General features: G+C 54.5%; 16 protein-coding genes. All 16 read left to right on the top strand.

Features of this window, described 5'->3' with window-relative positions:
- Positions 1-40 precede the first annotated feature (40 nt).
- The 16 genes from JFY74_17800 (at position 41) to JFY74_17725 (ending at position 17006) form a co-directional block, all read left to right on the top strand.
- Positions 41-1396: an NCS2 family permease gene (locus JFY74_17800; GenBank protein QQG27901.1), complete on the top strand. Its 1356-nt coding sequence runs from the start codon at positions 41-43 to the stop codon at positions 1394-1396.
- A gap of 282 nt (positions 1397-1678) precedes the next feature.
- Entirely contained in the window at positions 1679-3325 is a 1647-nt protein-coding gene (locus JFY74_17795; protein QQG27900.1) for a Na+/H+ antiporter, read from the top strand.
- A gap of 359 nt (positions 3326-3684) precedes the next feature.
- Positions 3685-4395 carry a response regulator transcription factor gene (locus tag JFY74_17790; protein QQG27899.1) on the top strand — a complete coding sequence of 237 codons (711 nt, stop codon included), beginning with the start codon at positions 3685-3687 and terminating at the stop codon, positions 4393-4395.
- Complete coding sequence (locus tag JFY74_17785) at positions 4373-5872, top strand: HAMP domain-containing histidine kinase (protein QQG27898.1); 1500 nt, start codon at positions 4373-4375, stop codon at positions 5870-5872. The genes JFY74_17790 and JFY74_17785 overlap by 23 nt, the downstream gene beginning before the upstream one ends.
- A 313-nt stretch (positions 5873-6185) precedes the next feature.
- Entirely contained in the window at positions 6186-6407 is a 222-nt protein-coding gene (locus JFY74_17780; protein QQG27897.1) for a Flp family type IVb pilin, read from the top strand.
- Between the two features lie 7 nt (positions 6408-6414).
- Positions 6415-6966: a prepilin peptidase gene (locus tag JFY74_17775; GenBank protein QQG27896.1), complete on the top strand. Its 552-nt coding sequence runs from the start codon at positions 6415-6417 to the stop codon at positions 6964-6966.
- 46 nt (positions 6967-7012) lie between these two features.
- Positions 7013-7957, top strand: a complete 945-nt coding sequence (gene cpaB / locus JFY74_17770; GenBank protein ID QQG27895.1) for a Flp pilus assembly protein CpaB — start codon at positions 7013-7015, stop codon at positions 7955-7957.
- Between the two features lie 79 nt (positions 7958-8036).
- Positions 8037-9476 (top strand): type II and III secretion system protein family protein, encoded by a 1440-nt coding sequence (locus JFY74_17765; GenBank protein ID QQG27894.1) that lies wholly within the window; start codon positions 8037-8039, stop codon positions 9474-9476.
- Between the two features lie 21 nt (positions 9477-9497).
- A complete protein-coding gene (locus tag JFY74_17760) occupies positions 9498-10184 on the top strand; it encodes a CpaD family pilus assembly protein (protein ID QQG27893.1) in 687 nt (228 codons plus the stop codon).
- 14 nt (positions 10185-10198) lie between these two features.
- Positions 10199-11398, top strand: coding sequence for a hypothetical protein (locus JFY74_17755; GenBank protein QQG27892.1), 1200 nt, complete (start codon positions 10199-10201; stop codon positions 11396-11398).
- A gap of 79 nt (positions 11399-11477) precedes the next feature.
- Complete coding sequence (locus tag JFY74_17750; protein ID QQG27891.1) at positions 11478-12881, top strand: CpaF family protein; 1404 nt, start codon at positions 11478-11480, stop codon at positions 12879-12881.
- A 17-nt stretch (positions 12882-12898) separates the two neighbouring features.
- Positions 12899-13879, top strand: coding sequence for a type II secretion system F family protein (locus tag JFY74_17745; protein QQG27890.1), 981 nt, complete (start codon positions 12899-12901; stop codon positions 13877-13879).
- A 14-nt stretch (positions 13880-13893) separates the two neighbouring features.
- Positions 13894-14853, top strand: coding sequence for a type II secretion system F family protein (locus tag JFY74_17740; GenBank protein ID QQG27889.1), 960 nt, complete (start codon positions 13894-13896; stop codon positions 14851-14853).
- Positions 14854-14957: 104 nt separating this feature from the next.
- Positions 14958-15809 carry a tetratricopeptide repeat protein gene (locus JFY74_17735; GenBank protein ID QQG27888.1) on the top strand — a complete coding sequence of 284 codons (852 nt, stop codon included), beginning with the start codon at positions 14958-14960 and terminating at the stop codon, positions 15807-15809.
- Positions 15809-16381, top strand: a complete 573-nt coding sequence (locus JFY74_17730) for a hypothetical protein (GenBank protein ID QQG27887.1) — start codon at positions 15809-15811, stop codon at positions 16379-16381. The genes JFY74_17735 and JFY74_17730 overlap by 1 nt, the downstream gene beginning before the upstream one ends.
- A complete protein-coding gene (locus tag JFY74_17725; protein ID QQG27886.1) occupies positions 16374-17006 on the top strand; it encodes a hypothetical protein in 633 nt (210 codons plus the stop codon). The genes JFY74_17730 and JFY74_17725 overlap by 8 nt, the downstream gene beginning before the upstream one ends.
- Positions 17007-17123 lie beyond the last annotated feature (117 nt).

Raw genomic sequence — 17123 nt, 5'->3', positions numbered from 1 at the left:
ATCGATCTTAAATAATAATGGCATTTCAGGGGATACCACCATGTCAAACACCACCCGTCAGGCAGGCTCGCAGGGCCCTCTTGATGCTTTTTTCAAAATCACACAGCGCGGCAGTAACGTACGTCAGGAAGTGTTAGCTGGCCTGACGACGTTTCTGGCTATGGTTTACTCCGTCATTGTGGTTCCGAGTATGTTGGGCAAGGCTGGTTTCCCGCCTACCGCTGTGTTCGTTGCAACCTGTCTGGTTGCCGGGCTGGGGTCGCTGCTGATGGGATTGTGGGCTAATCTGCCAATGGCGATTGGTTGCGCGATTTCGCTGACGGCGTTCACCGCGTTCAGCCTGGTGCTGGGGCAACAAATCAGTATTCCTGTAGCGCTAGGAGCGATCTTCCTGATGGGTGTGCTGTTCACCATCATTTCCGTCACGGGCATCCGCTCTTGGATCTTGCGTAATTTGCCGATGGGCGTAGCGCATGGTACGGGGATTGGTATCGGTCTGTTCCTGCTGATTATTGCCGCCAACGGTGTAGGTCTGGTGGTAAAAAACCCGATTGACGGCCTGCCGGTTGCGCTGGGTAATTTCACTTCTTTCCCTGTCATTATGTCCCTGCTGGGGCTGGCGGCGACTATCGGTTTAGAGAAGCGTCGCGTGCCGGGCGGTATTCTGCTGGTTATCATTGCGATCTCTATTCTGGGACTGATTTTTGACCCGAATGTAAAATACGCTGGCTTCTTTGCGTTGCCGAGCCTGACAGCGGCTGACGGTTCATCGCTGATCTTCAGTCTGGATATCATGGGCGCATTGCAGCCGATGGTTCTGCCGAGCGTACTGGCGTTGGTGATGACCGCTGTGTTTGATGCCACTGGTACGATCCGCGCTGTAGCCGGACAGGCGAACCTGCTGGATAAAGACGGGCAAATCATCAACGGTGGTAAAGCCCTGACCGCAGACTCCGTGAGCAGCATTTTCTCCAGTCTGGTCGGGACATCTCCGGCGGCGGTTTATATCGAATCCGCAGCGGGTACGGCAGCCGGTGGTAAAACGGGCTTAACGGCAACCGTAGTCGGTGTGCTGTTCCTGCTGCTGCTGTTTGTGTCTCCGTTAGCGTATCTGGTGCCTGGCTATGCCACTGCACCTGCGCTGATGTACGTCGGCCTGCTGATGTTGGGCAACGTCTCCAAACTGAATTTTGATGACTTCGTGGATGCCATGTCCGGTCTGGTGTGCGCCGTATTCATCGTGCTGACCTGTAACATCGTGACCGGTATCATGCTGGGTTTTGGTGCGCTGGTATTAGGCCGCATCTTCTCCGGCGAATGGCGTAAACTGAACATCGGCACCGTGGTGATTGCTGTCGCGCTGGTCGTGTTCTACGCTGGCGGCTGGGCGCTGTAATTCTTCCCAACAGACCTTCTGGCTCCGTCCAGAAGGTCTGTCATTCCTCGGTCTTTCCTTCTTCTTTCCCTTCTTTATTATTTCCCACGCCAAACGCGATTTTATGTGCCCTTTTATTGGCTTTGGGTTGATGTTACTTGTGTGATAATCAGAGGAGTAATTACTTTTCTTCTCCACCCAGAAATCCATTTTCATACCGAGCTAAATGCGTTAAATATGGAAGAGCCGTTTGCTCGCTAACAGGTAGAGTTTTTTTGATTTAGGAGTACGTCTAAGGAAAGCATGGAAATATTTTTTACGATTCTTATTTTGACCCTGGTTGTATCCCTGTCCGGGGTGATTACCCGCATTTTACCTTTTCAAATCCCTCTGCCTTTAATGCAAATCGCACTGGGTGCCATCCTTGCCTGGCCTCAGTTTGGTTTGCATGTTGATTTCAATCCCGAGCTGTTTATGGTGCTCTTCATTCCGCCGCTGCTGTTTGCCGACGGCTGGAAAACGCCGACGCGTGAGTTCCTGAAACACGGTCGGGAAATTATTGGGCTGGCGCTGGTGCTGGTCCTGATTACCGTCGTGGGCATCGGCTATTTCATCTACTGGATGGTGCCGGGTATGCCGCTGATTGCCGCTTTCGCGCTGGCGGCCGTGCTGTCGCCGACGGATGCCGTCGCGCTGTCTGGTATCGTGGGTGAAGATCGTATTCCGAAAAAGCTGATGGGCATTTTGCAGGGCGAAGCGTTGATGAACGATGCGTCCGGTCTGGTGTCGCTGAAGTTTGCTGTCGCGATTGCGATGGGGACGATGGTGTTTACGGTTTCTGGCGCGACGCTGGAATTCATGCAGGTTGCGCTGGGCGGGCTGCTGGCGGGCGTCGGCGTGACCTGGCTATTCGGTAAATCGCTGCGCGCTATCAGCCGCTGGAGCGGCGATGATGCCGCAACGCAGATCGTACTGCTGCTGCTGTTACCTTTCGCGTCGTACCTGATTGCAGAACACATCGGCGTGTCGGGCATTCTGGCGGCGGTGGCGGCGGGGATGACCATCGGTCAGTCGGGCGTGATTCGCAGTGCACCACTCACGATGCGGCTGCGTGCAAACGGCGTGTGGTCGATGTTGGAATTCGTGTTTAACGGCATGGTGTTCATCATGTTGGGTCTGCAATTGCCGGATATTCTGGAAACCTCAGTGACGCAGGCAGAACTGGATCCAACGGTTGAAACCTGGATGCTGTTTACCGATATCGCGATCATCTATGGTGCTCTACTGCTGCTGCGTTTCAGCTGGCTGTGGGTGATGAAAAGATACAGCATGCACATCCAGAAAAAGCGCCCGATGATCTTTGCCGAATTTTCCACGCGCGAGCTGTGGATCGCGTCCTTTGCCGGCGTGCGAGGGGCGATTACGCTAGCGGGCGTGCTCTCTATTCCGCTATTGCTGACGGACGGCACTGCGTTCCCATCACGCTATCAACTGGTGTTTATCGCTACGGGCGTTATTTTGTTCTCTCTGCTGTGTGGCGTGCTGGCGTTGCCGTTTCTGCTGCGTGGTGTGGTGGTCGCAGACAAGGCCGCGCATGCCAAAGAAATTCGCATGGCACGTATGGCGGTGGCAGAGGTGGCGATCAAAAGTATGCACAAAATGGAGGAGCGTCTGGCCGCCGATCGGGAGGAAAACATTGATGAGCAGGTGCTGAAAGAAGTCAGCGCACGCGTCATCGGTAATCTGCGCCGACGGCTCATTGATAAAGACGATCCTGAAAATGGCCTGTTGATTGAGAATCTGGAGCGGCGTTTTCGTCTGACCGCACTGAATTCTGAACGTGCGGAGCTGTATCACTTGCGTGCCACGCAGCAAATCAGCAATGAGACGTTGCAAAAAATGCTGCGCGACCTCGATCTGATGGAAGCGCTTCTGATCGAAAATGAGTAAGACGCGGTAAGACGATCCCCGTTACCGCGTTGATTTCTTTCTCTTCTCTTTTCTTCCTCTGCATCCCCATGGCGTAAGCGATGGGGATGTTTTTTATGCGCCCAGTCTAAGAACGACGTCAGGCGATTGTAAACTGCTTGTCACTAAATGATAATGATTGTTATTATCCGTAGGATTTTTCTCATAAGTGAAAAGCAGAGAAGTAAAAAACCAGAGAAGTAAAAAAACGAGAAGCAAAAAACGGCCCGCACGGTATCAACATCGTGTGGGGTGAATGGCTGTTTGAAGGACCAGATAAAAATAAACGGACATTAACCCTGAATTAATTAGGTAATAAGCCACGTTTATAGGGGAAAATTATGCGTGTATTAGTGGTTGATGATGATTCTGTGCTGTGCCATTGGCTGGGGTCTAAATTACATTCCCACGGCCATTCTTGCCGAATGGTGCACGATGGCGCACACGCATTAAAAGCGATCAAGGATGAAGTTTATGATGTCGTTCTGCTGGACAGAATGTTACCCATCATGGATGGATTTACGGTATTACGTGAATTACAAGGCTCACGTCATCCGCCTATTATGCTGCTCTCTGCGCTGGATCGTGATGTCGATCGGGTAATGGGTCTGGAGCTTGGTGCGGAAGATTATCTCGGCAAGCCTTTTAATTTTAATGAGCTTAGATTACGTCTGGATATTATGGCGCGGCGCGGTAAACGCCATGTTGATAATCCTTCCATGCTGAGCTTTGAAGATCTGCAACTTGACCGTATGCAGCGCGTTGCATGGCGCGGCGGCAAGCGTATCGATTTGACCGATAAAGAAATCAAGTTACTGATTATATTAATGGAAAATCCGGGTCAGGCGATTACGCGTACGATGCTATTAGAGCGCGTATGGGGCTACAATTTTGATCCGCAGACCAATCTGATCGACGTTCATATGTCAAAACTGCGGGCAAAAATTGATAAAGGATTCCCGCGTCCATTAATTAAAACGCTGAGAGCGATGGGCTACGCATTAGGCGCGGTAGATAAGGACAAAACCGATGTTGGTAGCCACGCTGAATAAAATAAAAATAAAGAAGCTCGGGCAGCGCTGGCAGGTAAAAATAAAACACTGGCAATTACTGGGGGCAAGCCAATACCCTGGCTTTTTATGCACCTCTAATTTTCGCCAGGCAATAACCATTGTTTTTCTGTTCTTATTGATGATGCTGATGTGTATTGTCGGCTTCAGTTCATTAAGTGAAACGCTGATTAGAACGCATGTCCGCGAAGTTATTCTGGGTAATATTTACGATTACTCGAGGCAGTCGCGTTTAACGAATGCTGATAGCCTGATTACGCAATTACGGCAGGATAATCGAGCGAAAGGGGATGAATTACCGCTGTTTCTGGTAATGGATAAACACGGTGATATTCTGTATCACAATCATCCTTTAAGAACGCATCTTTTAACCCCTCATACTGCAAACTCACACCCTCTGGAAATGCGGCAGCATACCGATTGCCAGATGGATGTCAGCTGTCTTAAAGCCGAAATTTCCAGCCCTGACGACCCCAATCTGATCGGTTTGTCCGTGATGTTGGATGACGGGGGCGTGCTGTTTACCGCTTACAACATTCGGCCCATGTTAGAACGGGTGAGGACCATCCCGCTCGTGGCGGGTGCGGGACTGTTTGTCGTGCTGCTTTTCTGCCTGTTTGTCAGCCGTCATTTCAGCTTACGTAGCTTACGTAGCGTGGAGAAAATCCGTGCGGCGCTGCATCGCTACAGCAGCGGTGAGCAACAGGTGCGTATGCCGCTGTCGCCTTACGACGATGATTTTGACAGCCTGAGCGCTGATATTAACCAGAATCTGGAACGGATTGAGCGGCTGATGGAGCAGGTGCGCAACACCTCGAGCCATGTCGCGCATGAACTGCGTACGCCGCTGACGCATCTGCAAAATCGCTTGTTCAACCTGACGGAGCGCGCAGGGCTGGATAACGATATTCGCGATGAGTTGAATCTGGCGGTGGACGAGGTGCATAAAATCCTTGGGCTATTCCGTACCGTGATGCGCATCGGTGAAATCGAAAGCGGACGCTGTGTGCACCAGTTTGAGAATATTGAGGCGCGCCAACTGCTGGAAGAAGTTGCCGAATATTATCAGCCGCTGGCGGAAGAGCGCGGCTGTCGCCTGAGGATTGAAATCAAAGCCGGCATTCAGCTCTTTGGCGACCGGGCGCTGCTGTTTCAGGCGCTAGCCAATCTGGTGGAGAACGCACTGAAATACGCGGCACAGGGAAAATACATCACGTTGAGCGTGACGCTGTATCGCGGCTGGATCGCCCTGAGCGTTGCTGACCGTGGTCCGGGCATTCCGCCTGCGCTGCACGCCAAAGCGCTACAACGCTTTCAGCGGCTGGATACCTGGTTTCAGTCCGGCTATGGGCTGGGATTATCTCTGGTGCAGGCGATTACCGACCTGCACGGTGGCAAGCTCTATCTGGACTCCTCAGAGCCGGGTCTGAACGTTTACCTGTGCCTTAATCGCTTCTAATCCTCTCTTTTCGCGATGAATACGACGCGCGGTAAGTGGGTTTTTCCTGCTTACCACGACCGTTTTCTCTTGAGTATTTATGAATATCCCTGCAAAAAACATGAATATTTATTAATTTTATCTGCAATGTAAAGTGTGTTAATTATTGATTTATATTGATAATTTTTTGTATGGAAAGATTAACGAATATTAATGTTCTACTGCTTGCGGCTCTTGATAATAAGTCTCATTATTAATCTTATTATCATCATGGCACCCCCCGAATTTCCGAGTAGGCCATGATTTCTTTGCCTGCGGATTAGAGAGTCTTCCCATGAAAAATATGAAAGCAAAACTGCGTTCTTTCCTGCGTGACGAGAGCGGTGTAACGGCTATCGAGTACGGTATTCTTGCAGCGGCAATGGCGGCAGCCATCGGCGCTATTTTCGGCGGCGACGGTATCTTCGTGAAAGCGCTGAATGAGAAATTCACCCAAATCGCCGATCAAATTACCGGTACCGGCACCAGCGGCGGTACATCCGGCGCCGCGAAATAAGCGCGAGATGGCGGATTACGCGCACTGGCCGCAGACGGCACTGCTGATGGGGTGCCTGCTGTGGTGTATCAGTACCGACCTGTTAGTACGCAAAATTACGAATCAGGCGGTACTGATTTTATTGTTGGGCTGGCTGTTTTTCAGCGCTTCACATGTCCTGCAATCCGGTGCGTTAGATATGTTGGCACTACGGAAAATGCTCTGGGCGCTGCCTGGCGCGGTGGCAGTACTGGTTGTGGGATTTGTGCTTTTCCTCACCGGCAGATTAGGCGCTGGGGATGTCAAGCTGATGAGTGTGCTGTGCCTGTGGGTTGGGCAAGGACACCAGATCGTTTTCGTCATGGTGACGGCGCTGGCTGGCGGTGTTCTGGCGCTCAGTCTGCCGTTGCTGAATGCCGTACCCACAGCGGTTGCGATGGGCATTCAAACCACCAACCGGATATTCAAGAGTCGGCTGCCTATGCCACCCGCGTTGCCCGCCGATCTTTCTCAAGGCATACCTTACGGCGTTGCCATTGCGTTCGGCGCGATGTATGTCCTGATTTTTCCCTTGTTTTAATTCTGTCGCAGCTTTAAGACACACACGCTAGGGTAGGCAAGTTGAAATGAAAGTGAACTCTACATACGTACTGTCAGGCGCGCTCGTGCTGGCAGGCATTGTTGCGCTGATGGTGCGTAGCCATCTCTCTTCTGAACCCCCTGCGCCGCCTCCGGTTGTGGTTAAAGCGCCGGAAAAAACTGCTGTTTTGGTGGCCGCGAAAGATCTGCATCCCGGTGATTTTCTGGATTCATCCTCCCTGCGCTGGCAGGAGACAGATGAATCGGTTTCTCGTTCATTTAACTTTGTTCGCGGTAAAGACAGTCAGTCGCTACTGTTCGGCTCAACGTTGCGTGAAACAGTGGCAGAAGGTGAGCCGTTAAACAGTAATGTATTAGTAAAGCCTAATGAACCGGGTTTTGTTGCTGCGGTGCTTGGTAAAGGGATGCGTGCTATCTCCGTTCCTACCAGCGCTATTGCGAGCAATGCTGGGTTAGTGTCCGCTGGCGATCGTGTTGATGTGATCCTCAGCATGAAACGAGACGATCAGTCAGAGCTACCTGCAAGCCGTAATCAGCCTGTTGTGATGCCGCTGCTGGCATCACAAACGATCGTGCGCGATTTACGCGTATTGGCGCTGAACGATAAAACCGGTACGCCAGTATACCCACGCTTTGATACCGCGGAAGACGGTACGGTGCTTGATGCCACCGCCAAAAGCCGTGAGTCTGCCGTGCGTTCTCGTCCTGCGACCTATCAAACCGTGACGCTGGAAGTGACGCCTCAGCAGGCTGAAGCGCTGGCGGTTGCCAAAGAACTGGGCATTCTGCACTTGGCACTGCGCAGTGCCGATCTGGATGACGCGGCCGATCCGGCCACAGGGCGACCACACGTGACCACGGTTCCGCTGGCGACCGATATCTACGGAGCGCTATCTGCCGGATCCGGCGGACACAAAGTGAAAATCTATCGCGCTGAGCAAAAAGACGTGGTGACGTTCCCCTCCCGATAGGAAGAACACGCAATCTGACAGCCTGCGGGATGCCGCAAGTTGCTCATGGAAAAATGAAGCCCATTACGGAATTAAGTAAATGACGATGTTTTCGCTGTTTTTGAAATCGGACTTTCGGGGTACGTGCAAACGATTGCTGGCCGCTGGCCTGTTTAATGCAGTATTGCCTGTCACGCTGACGACGATGATGTTGCCTGCGACTACGCTGGCTGCCGGTGTATCAGTAGCACCAGTCACCGATGAGGTGCGACTGACCGTGAATCAGGGACGGTTACTGCACCTTGATGCGCTGCCGGACAGCGTGCTGGTGGCCGATCCGAATATTGCCAGTTTTGAACTGCCTTCACCGGGTAATCTGTTTGTCTACGCTAAAAGCGTCGGTACTACTACGCTCTACGCGATGGATGAAAATGGCAATGTGATCAACGCCATTCGTCTAGTGTCTGAGCATGATTTGAAAGCGCTGGGTGAACGCATGAAGCGTGAATTCCCCGGTGCGGATATCCAACTGGAAGCCTCGATTCCCAGCGGCGTGATTGTGCGCGGCAGCGTCGATACCCCGCAGGACGCCAAGCGCGTGATCGACAGCATACAGGCTTATATCAGCGCGTCCTCCGGCGGCGGCGGGCAGGGTGGTGGAGGCGGTGGCGAAAGACTGCCAGGCTCCAGCGAATCCTCCGGCAAAGTCATCAACCAGCTCAAAATCAAAACGCCTTCGCAAATCAATATTCAGGTGCGCGTGGTGGAAGTGTCCCGCAAGTTAACAAGCGAACTGGGCTTCAACTGGGCAGCATCGCTGAGCACCGGTAGCGGCAACATGACCGCAGGCAGCGGATCGCGTCTTAACTTGTTCAACGCCACGACGGGGAGATTTGCTAACCCAACGGATGCGGGCTTCCTGAACTTCGGCCGTTCCAGACTGAGCGGATTGTTAACCGCGATGAACCAGCAGGGCATGGCAACGGTATTGGCTGAACCTAACCTGACGGCGATGTCAGGCGAAACGGCGGCGTTTGCGGCAGGTGGTGAAGTGCCAATCGTTCTGATCACCAATAACAGCGTCAGCATCGATTACAAATCCTACGGTGTGATTCTGCGCATGACGCCAACGCTGCTCTCTGCCAATCGCATCAGTCTGCACATTGCGCCGGAAGTCAGTGAGCTGACCGACGTCGGTTCCGTACAGTTGGAAGGTGGATCGCGTATTCCGGCATTAACGGTACGCCGTGCGGATACCACGGTAGAGCTGGCCAGCGGACAGAGCTTTGCACTGGCGGGCATGCTGCGTAGCGCCGGTAGCCAGACGATCAACGGCGTGCCGGGATTAAGTAGTGTCCCGATGTTTGGCCGCCTGTTTGAAAGCGAATCCACCAGTCAGGAAGAAACGGAATTGGTGATTATCGCGACCGCCTATGTCGTTGAGCCCGTTAACGCGGGCGATCTCCAGACGCCGGGACAAGGCGTAAAAATGCTGGATTCGTCTATGCCGCGTTCTGCATCTATCGGCTATCTCTACTGAGTCCGCGAGGGGCAATAAAACATGAAAACGATCAACAACCGTCACCCTCTGCTCCGCCCACTGCACATGCGTGTGGCAGTGCTTACCGCCGTTGTTCTGCTGGCAGGATGCGGATGGAATAAGCCGATTAACGACGTACGTATGCAGCGCTTTGATCAGCCAGGGCTTCAACCTATTGCCGTTCAGCCTTCATCGGTGTCAGTGCCGTTACTGGTTGCACCGAACGGGCGGGGTTTCCTTCCTGAATCCCTGAGACAACTCAATATCATGTTGAAAGATCAGGGACGGCTCTCCGCCCAGACGCTGACGCTTATCCCACACAGCGCGAGCGGCGAGCAGATGGCAGGGCGACTGGTTACCGTGCTGAAAAACGCCGGTGCTAATGCACAGAATGTGAAACAGATGCGCCGTTCTACGGCGAGTGGACAGAATGGCGATTTGGAAGTGATCTCCGAGGCGCTGGTGGTCAAAACCACCCGCTGCACGATCAATGACCCCAATCAGTTGATGGTGAAGCCCTATGAGGCGATGGGTTCTCTCGGCTGCGCTACGCAAAACAATCTGGCGATGATGGTCGCCGAACCACGCGATCTGATTCAGGCGAAAGCGCTGGATAGTGCGGATGGCGTGGCGGCGGTCAATAGCATCGAACGCTATCACAAAGATGAAGTGAAAGAGCTCATCGACATTAACTTTGAAGAAGATTAAGGGCGTGACATTCCATGAGTGAAATTACCCCTAACGATGGTGAAGAGCTGGCGCTACCGCTGGTGGCATTCGCCAATGACGTACGCGATGTGGCTGACCTCAGCGATCTCTTCACCCGTCTGAAACAGCTGGATGTTCCGGTGATGTCTGGCGGTATCGCCGCGGCTCGCCAATGGTGCGAGCTGAATGTCCCGCCGCGTATTTTACTGGTGGACCTGGAAGGAGCGCACTGGCCACTTCCGGCACTGGAAGAACTGCTGAGCGTTTGCGGCCCCACCAGTCAGGTGATTGCGATAGGCAAAGAGCAGGATGTCGGTTTGTATCGCGCACTGCTTCAGGCGGGCGTGGTGGACTATCTGGTGAAGCCGCTCACGCTGGATCTGCTGGCGGCAACGCTGGCGAAGTGTGAAGGCCAACAGGCTGGGCCAGAATATGCCCGCATGGGCAGAACGATTGCTATCGTCAGCGCCAGCGGCGGAAGCGGCGCAAGTACCGTGGCGATGGGGCTGAGTCGCCTGCTGTCCGGCGAGCGTCACTTGCCTGTGGCACTGGTGGATTTTGACCGTCGTAACGGCGACCAACTGCTGTTGCAGGGGCAAACCGATGACGCGGGTCTGGCGGCGGTGTTGGGGACGCAGGAACTGGATACCCGACTATTACAGCGTGCCATGCTGCGCGTGGATACCCGTCTGCACCTGCTGGCACAGAAGCCGGAACTGGGGGAATTGGCTCCGGTTGACGTGGATAACGTGCTTAATCTCGGTGGTGCGCTGTGCCGCATGTTCAATCAGGTGATTTGGGATCTGCCTAGTAGCTACCCAACCGGTGCGCTGGACGTGCTGACTTACGCGGATCTGCGCATCATCGTGACGGAATTGACGCTTCAGGATGCGCGTAATGTGCGGCGCGTGCTGAATGAGATCGGCGATGAAAGCGAAGGACAACGCCTGTTGCTGGTGCATAACCAGAGCCGTTTTGCTACGACCGCGCCGTTAAGCCGCGATCAGTTTGAACAATTTACCGGCCGGAAGATTGATGTCGTGCTGCCGAATGCGGGCCACGCGCTGTCGCAGAGCCTGACGCTCGGTGCACTGAATCTGGCTGTGGCACCTGCTTTCCAGCAGGGATTACGCCAACTGGTCGATCTGGCCTGTGGCGTACGCGCTCGACCAGCAGAAAAACGCTGGTTTTCGCGTTGGTTAAAACGCGCGTGATGATGTTTAGCGTGCACCGTTTTCTTAAAGGTTAACGGACTATTTTAGGGTTACGGACTGTTTTTTGGGGTTCAGGATTATGTTGATTCGCAAGAATAACCTGCAAAAAAGTGAAGCAGGAAAAAGTACGCCTCAGCCTGCGCCTGCTGCCAACGTGGCAGAACTGAAAACGCGTCCGGCTGCGGAGAACCGCACACAGCCTGCGGCGAACACGTCTTCTGGAGCTTCACCGGCTGCCCGCCAGACGGACAACCGGACCAGCCAGCGTCGGATTATCCGCGCACAGCTCTACGATCAGATCGACGCGGGTAAAGCGGCGATGATGGGGCGTGACAAGCTGTTAGTGCAGATCGAAACGGTGATCCGCCGCATCTGTGATGAGCAACGCTTACAGCTTTCCCGGCAGGAAGAAGAAGCCATCGCCGCCGAAATGCTGGATGAAATGACCGGGATCGGGCCGATCCAGCCGCTGCTGTCGGATGACACAGTCAACGATATTTTGGTCAACGGTGCTGGTCAGGTGTTTGTTGAGCGCTTTGGCAAGCTGGAACTGTCGCCGATTACCTTCATTGATGAAGAGCATGTGTTTAACACCGCGCAGCGTATTGCCGCCGCGGTGGGGCGTCGTATCGACGAAGCCAGTCCGATGGTGGATGCGCGTCTGCCGGACGGTAGCCGCGTTAACGTCATCACCTATCCGCTGGCGATCGACGGCACCACGATATCAATCCGTAAATTTATGCGCCGCAACCTGTCGCTGGAAATGCTGGCAGAGCGCCGCTGCATGTCTTACGCGATGGCGGATGTCTTGAATAAAGCGATGCAGGCGCGCGTTAACGTGATCGTCTCCGGCGGAACGGGGGCGGGTAAAACCACCTTACTGAATGCGCTGTCGCAGAAAATCGGCATCACCGATCGCATCATCACCATTGAAGATGCCGCCGAACTGCAATTGCAGCAAGAACACGTGGTGAGGCTGGAAACCCGTCCTGTCAGCGCCGAAGGCACTGGCCGCGTCGACCAGCGCGATCTGATGCGTAACGCCCTGCGTATGCGCCCAGACCGTATCATTCTGGGTGAGGTGCGCGGCGGTGAGAGCTTCGACATGTTGCAGGCAATGAACACGGGCCACGACGGTTCGCTGTGTACGGTGCACGCCAATACCTCGCGTGACGCGATACAGCGTCTGGAAAACATGGTGATGATGGCCAACATGCAGCTGCCGCTGATGGCGATCCGCCGTCAGATCGCCAGCGCGGTGCACCTGATCGTGCAGATCGAACGTATGCGCGACGGCATGCGCCGCGTGGTGTCCATTACCGAAGTGTGTGGCATGGAGAACGAAGTGATCCAGCTTCAGGATCTGTTCAGCTTCAACATTCAGGGGATGGATGGACAAGGTCTGTTGACGGGTGAATATGTTCAGCACATTCAGCGCCCGCAGTTCTACAGCGATAAAGCGCATCTGTTCGATGCGCAGTGACGGGCTGAGGAGACGCGATGAGTGATTTACGCCTGAATCTGATTACGCTGCTGGTGTTTGGCAGCGTGCTGATGCTGCTGTTGGCGGCCAACGCCTGGAGAAAATCACGGCAGCAGCGCATGCAGCGTGAACAGCGCTGGCAGCAGATTTTGAACGAGGTCAGCCCATCGGCTGTCGCCGTGGCGTCTGATTCCATTCTGCGCGATGAGATCGCCACGCCGCTGATGGGTGTCCCTGTGATTGGGCGCTGGCTGGCGATCCTCTGGGCGCAGATGACGTTCATCGGCTGGAAAAAGAACCTGCTTCAGCGTTCCCTTTCGCTGGCGGCGGTGAGCCTGATACTCGGCATGATCCTGGGGCAACGAACCCTGCTGCCGCTCACGATGGGGCTGATATTTACGCTGGTGCTGTTTATCAGTATCGGCATGCTGTTATTTCGTTCGACGCTGCAAAAACACCTGAAAGCGCTGCGCGAGAGCTTGCCGGAAGCCATTGATGCCATTACCCGCAGCTGCCGTGCCGGTGTGCCCGTGGCAAATACCTTCTCGATTGTCGCTGAGCACCTGACTGGGCCGCTGGCGAATGAATTCAAGACGATCGATCACTGGCTGCGGTTGGGGATTCCGCTGCGTCAGGTGATCCAGGCCTCGGCGACACGGGTGCCGATGTCCGAATACCGCTTTTTCGTGGTGATTCTGATCATCAATCAGGAAGCGGGTGGGCGATTGGGGGAAACGCTGGAGCGTCTGTCCGCTACGCTGCGTGAACGGCGGGAACTGCAACTGAAAGTGCAATCCAAAACGTCGGAAGCGCGTGCGTCTGCCAAGATTGTCGCTGCGCTGTTCCCAGGCTGTCTGGCTTATCTGTACATGAAGTCACCGGAGGATTTCAGTTTCTTGTTCTCCGATCCGGTGGGAACGACGGTACTGATTTACGCCTTGTGCAGCGTCTCGGCCGGCATGTTGATCACGCACGTTATGGTTAAGCGGATAGGGTAAAGGGAGAGCCATTCATGACGGTATTTGACGACCCCTTACTGCTGCTGGCGCTCGTGCTGATGGTGGCCGGGATTTACCTTGCACGTACACAGCATAAAGCGCAGCAATACAAGCAGTTGGAAATTCGTATGCGTGGGCATCTGCCCGTTGCCTCGACAGAGGCGGCTTCTCAGGAAAATATCCTGAGAGGCCAGGGAGCAACACTCTCTCCCCTGCTGGAAAAGCTGTTGCAACCAATTGCCACGCAGGGCGAGCGTTTGTCGGGATCGGATCGCGATCGCCGCAATCTGCGCCGCCTGCTGGATCTGGCCGGGATCCGCCGCAGCGAAGCGGTAGGCTGGCTGGTCATGGGAAAATTTGCCGCTGGGGCGTTGTTCGCTATCGCGCTGGTGTGGGGATGGTTGCCACCTGCTGACCGTGCGGGCCTGACGGGCGTAGCTGCGGGGCTGATTGGCTTCTTTGTCGGTTCGATGGTGCCCGAGTGGTGGCTGAAATGGCGCGCGGCAAGCCGGGGCGAAAAGCTGGCGCGTGCGGTGCCGGATGCGCTGGATCTGATGGTGGTCTGCGCCGAAGCCGGTCTGCCTATCGGACGCGTGTTGCAGGTGGTATCGAAAGAACTGGGGCTGTCTTCACCGGAAATGGCAGATGAACTGCATTACACCGCTGCCGAATTGCAGATCCTGTCAGATCGTACGCTGGCGATGAAGCATCTGGCAGAGCGTACCCGCGTCAGCGAGATCGAAAGTATGGTGGCGACGCTGATTCAGGCGGAGCGCTACGGTACACCGCTGTCTCAGGCGCTGCGTACGATTGCGGATGAAAGCCGCAAGACGCTGATTCTGGGGCTGGAAGAGAAAGCGGGTAAATTGCCTGCGCAGCTGAGCGTGCCATTGATGGCGCTGATTCTGCCACCGATTATCGCCATTATGGCATCGCCTGCACTGGTGCGAGTGATCCGCCTGCTGGCGCAGTAGCATTTTATTTTTAACCAATTGATTTTAATGCATTTATTTTAAAAGCATCGATTCCCGGTATCAGCCGGAAATCACAACGGTTACAACCGATGGAGTTATCGAAGATGGTTGATCTGGTAGCAAAACTTAAGCGCGGCGCGCCCATGCTGGCACTGCTGATTGTCAGTACCGTGCTGGCGGGATGCAGCAGCTCGATGGCGATTAAAGGCAGTAAAGATGAAGGCCTGCGTTTAGCACGCTTGCTGCGCGATCAAGGGCGTGTTGAAGCCGCGACGGAAGTGTACGCGCGCCTCGACAGCCGCGATGCGCTGAAAGGCGCAGAGATGCTGGAGTATGCCAGCGTTGCGGCTCTGGCGCGTTCACCGCAGCAAACGCTGGAGCTGTACGGACGAGCACGTCAGGCGCTGGGCGGTGATACCAATAAAATGACGCCGGAAGAAGCGTTGGCAGTGTGTTTGGGAATGGGCCGTGCGCAGCTGGCATTGGGACGTAATGCGATGGCGCAAACCGACTTTGCCTGTGCACTGAAAGCACAGCCGAATGACGCGGGTGCACTCAATGGTATGGGCGTGGTGATGGATGCCTCAGGCAAACATGCAGAAGCGCGTCAGCTGTTTGAAAAAGCGTTGCAGATAAACCCGGCAGATGTCGCGGCACTCAACAATCTGGCGCTCTCATGGCTGGCAAGTGGCAACGCAGACAAGGCGATTTCTCTGCTGCGTTCGGTGGATGAGAGTAACGCAACCGGCAGACTGAATCTGGCGCTGGCCTACCTCTCTGGCGGCAGAGACGATGACGCACGTGCCGCGCTGGCAACCATTGCCCAGCCACAGCGTATTGATGGCCTGATCGACGAGCTGAATCAGCGTTTACAGCAGATGCAGCAGGATAAATCCCGCGGTGAAGCGCTGTTGTTATCCAGCCGTCAACGCCTGCAATTGAGTATGCCTGAGTAATGGCATGGCTTCGTAACCTCGGCCCGTGGCGTGATAAGGGCATAGTGCAAGGCCGAGTGCAATGCATCGTGCCGCGCCATGAACGCCACTGGCGCAGCACGTGCGGTGTGATTGCGACGGAAGTGGCGTTTCTGGTACCAGTGGTGCTGGTCGGGGTGATGATGTTGTTTGAACTGGCGCGTATCGGACTGGTAATCGCTGCCGGCAGCGCCGCGCTGGATAAAGCCGTGCAGGCTTTCCGCCTCGATAACCTCGCCTCGGACAGTGCGGAACAGATGGGAACCCGTCTAAAGGCGCGCATGGTTGAAGCGGGATACGGCTACCTCAAAGAAGATGATTTAACCGTCAGCGTGTTGCACTTCGACAATCTGAGCCAGCTTGGCGGGCTGACGAACGGAAATGGCAGTCAGGACAACCCCAATGGCGAGGAAACGACGACGCTGCCAGTGTGGTCCGTGACGGTGCAGATTAAAAAGGCGTTTATTACGCCGTTGCCGGAAGTATTAACGCTGGGTGACACCTTCCGCTATCAGTACAAACATGTGTTTGGGACGGAACTGCGCAATGACTGATCGGTTACTGAAAACCAGTCGTGTATCGAAAACCAGCCGTTTTCTGAGCGTGATACGCCACTTCTGTTTTTCTCACCGTGCCTCCACGGCGGTAGAAACGGCGTTAGCGTTCCCGATTGTGTTGGCGATTGGGTCGCTGTGCGCAGATATCTACACCGTCGGGCTTGAACGTACGCGCATGGAACAGCGTGCGGGCGCTATTTCGTCAATATTAGCGATGCAGCAGAAGCTGGATGAGAAAGGTCTACAAGGGCTACTCGATACGATGTTGCCAACGGAAGGTGCAGGAAATTACCAGCTGTTAATCAGCAACGTGCGTCAGACCGGTGAGCTGCACTGGCAGTTGAGCAGAGGCACGGCAGAAGCGCTGTGTACGGAAAGTGAAACGCTGCCAGGTGAAGAATATCTCCCTGAACTGCCGGAAAGAGATCGTGAAGAGGGCAGCAAGAATATCTCCATGATCGTGGTTGAGATCTGCCGTCAGGGAAAGGATGTGGGTCTGTTGGGCGGCCTGTCGCTGGGCGGCCTGCTGCATGCATCGTCAGTCAATCGGGTCGCTATCGACGTGGTTGAGCTGGATGAGGTACTCAGAAAAGAGGCCGGTCTGGAAGAAGAAGAGCAATAACGACGGGCTTTATATAAGACACAGAAGCGGCAAATAGACCGCAAACGGCAGCGAGCTTCTCGTTACCGGAATAACGAAACGATTAAAAAATCTATAGGCATACGAGCAATGTCGTTT

The organism is Pectobacterium carotovorum (assembly GCA_016415585.1).
GTDB lineage: Bacteria > Pseudomonadota > Gammaproteobacteria > Enterobacterales > Enterobacteriaceae > Pectobacterium > Pectobacterium carotovorum_K.
This window is presented reverse-complemented; position numbering and strand designations above follow the sequence as displayed.

What these genes read in the sequence shown, in the direction of transcription:
- JFY74_17800 (QQG27901.1), top strand. Translation starts at nt 41, where the DNA reads ATGTCAAACACCACCCGTCAGGCAGGCTCGCAGGGCCCTCTTGATGCT.
- JFY74_17795 (QQG27900.1), top strand. Translation starts at nt 1,679, where the DNA reads ATGGAAATATTTTTTACGATTCTTATTTTGACCCTGGTTGTATCCCTG.
- JFY74_17790 (QQG27899.1), top strand. Translation starts at nt 3,685, where the DNA reads ATGCGTGTATTAGTGGTTGATGATGATTCTGTGCTGTGCCATTGGCTG.
- JFY74_17785 (QQG27898.1), top strand. Translation starts at nt 4,373, where the DNA reads ATGTTGGTAGCCACGCTGAATAAAATAAAAATAAAGAAGCTCGGGCAG.
- JFY74_17780 (QQG27897.1), top strand. Translation starts at nt 6,186, where the DNA reads ATGAAAAATATGAAAGCAAAACTGCGTTCTTTCCTGCGTGACGAGAGC.
- JFY74_17775 (QQG27896.1), top strand. Translation starts at nt 6,415, where the DNA reads ATGGCGGATTACGCGCACTGGCCGCAGACGGCACTGCTGATGGGGTGC.
- cpaB (QQG27895.1), top strand. Translation starts at nt 7,013, where the DNA reads ATGAAAGTGAACTCTACATACGTACTGTCAGGCGCGCTCGTGCTGGCA.
- JFY74_17765 (QQG27894.1), top strand. Translation starts at nt 8,037, where the DNA reads ATGACGATGTTTTCGCTGTTTTTGAAATCGGACTTTCGGGGTACGTGC.
- JFY74_17760 (QQG27893.1), top strand. Translation starts at nt 9,498, where the DNA reads ATGAAAACGATCAACAACCGTCACCCTCTGCTCCGCCCACTGCACATG.
- JFY74_17755 (QQG27892.1), top strand. Translation starts at nt 10,199, where the DNA reads ATGAGTGAAATTACCCCTAACGATGGTGAAGAGCTGGCGCTACCGCTG.
- JFY74_17750 (QQG27891.1), top strand. Translation starts at nt 11,478, where the DNA reads ATGTTGATTCGCAAGAATAACCTGCAAAAAAGTGAAGCAGGAAAAAGT.
- JFY74_17745 (QQG27890.1), top strand. Translation starts at nt 12,899, where the DNA reads ATGAGTGATTTACGCCTGAATCTGATTACGCTGCTGGTGTTTGGCAGC.
- JFY74_17740 (QQG27889.1), top strand. Translation starts at nt 13,894, where the DNA reads ATGACGGTATTTGACGACCCCTTACTGCTGCTGGCGCTCGTGCTGATG.
- JFY74_17735 (QQG27888.1), top strand. Translation starts at nt 14,958, where the DNA reads ATGGTTGATCTGGTAGCAAAACTTAAGCGCGGCGCGCCCATGCTGGCA.
- JFY74_17730 (QQG27887.1), top strand. Translation starts at nt 15,809, where the DNA reads ATGGCATGGCTTCGTAACCTCGGCCCGTGGCGTGATAAGGGCATAGTG.
- JFY74_17725 (QQG27886.1), top strand. Translation starts at nt 16,374, where the DNA reads ATGACTGATCGGTTACTGAAAACCAGTCGTGTATCGAAAACCAGCCGT.